Raw genomic sequence first — 2,744 nt, forward strand, 5'->3', positions numbered from 1 at the left:
AACACCTTCCAGGAGCAGATCAACTCCTACCTCCAGGGCACCCCGGACGACGTGTTCAACTGGTTCGCCGGCTACCGGATGCAGTTCTTCGCGTCCAAGAAGCTCGCCTCCCCCATCGACGACGTCTGGGACAAGATAGGCGGCAACTTCCCGGACGCCATGAAGAAGCTCAGCAAGGGCCAGGACGGCAAGTACTACTTCGTGCCGCTCTACACGTACCCCTGGGCGATCTTCTACCGCAAGAGCGTCTTCCAGCAGCACGGCTACGACGTCCCCACCACCTGGGACCAGCTGGTCGCCCTGTGCAAGAAGATGAAGAAGGACGGTCTCGTCCCGATCGCCTTCGCCGACAAGGACGCCTGGCCGGCGATGGGGACCTTCGACCAGATCAACTTCCGTCTCAACGGCTACGACTTCCACGTCGCGCTGATGGGCGGCAAGGCCTCCTGGACCGACCCCAAGGTCAAGGCCGTCTTCGACCACTGGGCCGAGCTGCTCCCGTACCACCAGGACGGCTTCATGGGCCGCACCTGGCAGGACGCGGCCCAGACCATGGTGGCGAAGAAGGCGGGCATGTACCTCCTCGGCTCCTTCGTGGCCCAGCAGTTCACGAACAAGGCCGACCTCGACGACCTCGACTTCTTCGCCTTCCCCGAGATGAACCCGGCCTACGGCCAGGACACGGTGGAGGCGCCCACCGACGGCTTCATGGTCAGCAAGTCCCCGAAGAACCACAGCGGTGTCGTCAAGCTCCTCGAGTACCTCGGCACCCCCGCCGCCGAGCAGATCTACCTCAAGGCCGACTCCAGCGTGGTCGCCGCCTCCTCCAAGGCCGACACCTCCTCGTACAGCGCGCTGCAGAAGAAGGCCTACGAGATGATCAGCGGCGCCAAGAGCCTCACCCAGTTCATGGACCGCGACTCCCGCCCGGACTTCACCTCCACGGTGATGCAGCCCGGTCTGCAGAAGTTCCTCCAGAACCCCAAGGGCGTCGACAGTCTGTTGTCCTCGATCGAGCGCCAGAAGAAGACGATCTTCGCCTCCGCATGACCGCCGAGACCGACACGAAGACCCCGGAGGCCGCCGCCGTGCCGCCTCCGGGGCCCGCGCACGAGCAGAAGCCGGCCCCGCGAGGGCGCCGGCGTCTGCTGACCCGCCGTGACCGCATCACGCTCGCCCTCATGGCGGGCGTGCCCACGGTCCTGCACGTGGCCCTCGTCTGGGTCACCGCCTTCGCCTCGATCGCCCTCGCCTTCACCACCTGGGACGGCATCGGCTTCGACTCCATCAAGTGGGTGGGCCTGGACAACTTCCGGGAGCTGTTCACCAACAACCCGCAGTTCTGGCCCGCCGTCCAGCACAACATCATCTGGTTCGTCGTGCTCATCCTGGTCCCGACCCCGATGGGCCTGTTCCTCGCGGTGCAGCTCGACAAGCGGATCCGGTTCAGCCGGGTCTACCAGACGGCGTTCTTCCTCCCGGTCGTCGTCTCGCTGGCGGTCACCGGCTTCGTCTGGCAGCTCGTCTACAACCCCGACACGGGCCTGATCAACAGTGTCATCGGGGCCAACAAGCCAGGTCACTACATCGACTGGATCGGCGACCCGCACCTCAACCTGTGGGCCGTGCTGATCGCCGCGTCCTGGCGGCACACCGGCTACATGATGATCCTCTACCTGGCCGGTCTGAAGGGCGTCGACCCCTCGCTGCGCGAGGCCTCGGCACTCGACGGCGCGAACGAGTGGCAGACGTTCAAGAGCGTCATCTTCCCGACACTGCGGCCCACCAACACCGTCGTCCTCGTCGTGACGATCATCGAGGCCCTGCGCGCCTTCGACCTGGTCTTCGTCTTCAACAAGGGCGCGCAGGGCACCGAGTTGCTGTCGATCCTGATCACCAACAACATCATCGGTGAGTCCAGCCGGATCGGGTACGGGTCGGCGATCGCCGTCGTCCTGCTGGTCATCTCCCTCGCGGTCATCATCCCGTACCTGATCGCGACCTTCCGGAAGGAGCGGCGCGCATGAGCACCCCGACCGCCGCGCTCGACGGGCAGCGACCCCGGCCCCCGGTCCGCCCGGCCCGGGTCCTGCTGCACGTGTTCCTCGTCGTCACGTCGCTGGCCTGGCTCGCCCCGCTGCTGTGGGCGATGTTCGCGGCCCTGCGCCCCTACGGGGAGACCAGTGACAAGGGGTACGTGTCCTGGCCGGACACGCTGAGCCTCGACAACTTCAAGAACGCGTTCACGCAGTCGGACATGACGCACTACTTCGTGAACACGCTCGTCATTGCGGTCCCGGCCGTGCTGCTGACGCTGCTGCTGTCGTCGATGGTCGCGTTCTACGTCAGCCGCTTCGACTTCCGGCTCAACATCTTCCTGCTGCTGGTGTTCACCGCGGGCAACCTGCTGCCGCAGCAGGTCATCATCACCCCGCTGTACCGGATGTACCTGCTCGTCGACCTGCCCGGCATCACGGCCAGCGGCAAGCTCTACGACTCCGCGCTCGGCCTGGTGCTCATCCACGTGGCCTTCCAGTCGGGGTTCTGTGCCTTCGTGCTGAGCAACTACATGCGCATGCTGCCGGACGAGCTCACCGAGGCCGCCCTGGTCGACGGTGCCTCGGTGTGGCGGATGTACTGGCAGATCGTGCTGCCGCTGTGCAAGCCGGCGATGGCGGCCCTGGCCACCCTGCTGTCCATCTGGATCTACAACGACTTCTTCTGGGCCATCGTCCTCATCTCGA

The 2,744-nt window shown here is 65.5% G+C and carries 3 protein-coding genes; all 3 read left to right on the top strand.

Features of this window, described 5'->3' with window-relative positions; all coding sequences use genetic code 11:
* Positions 1-1,050: extracellular solute-binding protein (locus tag AB0C62_RS42050; protein ID WP_362982584.1), on the top strand; the 1,050-nt coding region annotated here is incomplete at its 5' end.
* Positions 1,047-2,027, top strand: a complete 981-nt coding sequence (locus tag AB0C62_RS42055) for a sugar ABC transporter permease (RefSeq protein WP_362982586.1) — start codon at positions 1,047-1,049, stop codon at positions 2,025-2,027. The genes AB0C62_RS42050 and AB0C62_RS42055, both read left to right, overlap by 4 nt.
* Positions 2,024-2,744 (top strand): carbohydrate ABC transporter permease (locus tag AB0C62_RS42060; RefSeq protein ID WP_362982588.1); only part of this gene is annotated, 721 nt, incomplete at its 3' end. The genes AB0C62_RS42055 and AB0C62_RS42060, both read left to right, overlap by 4 nt.

It is taken from the genome of Streptomyces sp. NPDC048643 (assembly GCF_040650615.1).
Classification (GTDB): domain Bacteria; phylum Actinomycetota; class Actinomycetes; order Streptomycetales; family Streptomycetaceae; genus Streptomyces.

Excerpts from the sequence above, each read along its gene's own strand:
- AB0C62_RS42055 (WP_362982586.1), top strand. The coding sequence starts at position 1,047 with ATGACCGCCGAGACCGACACGAAGACCCCGGAGGCCGCCGCCGTGCCG.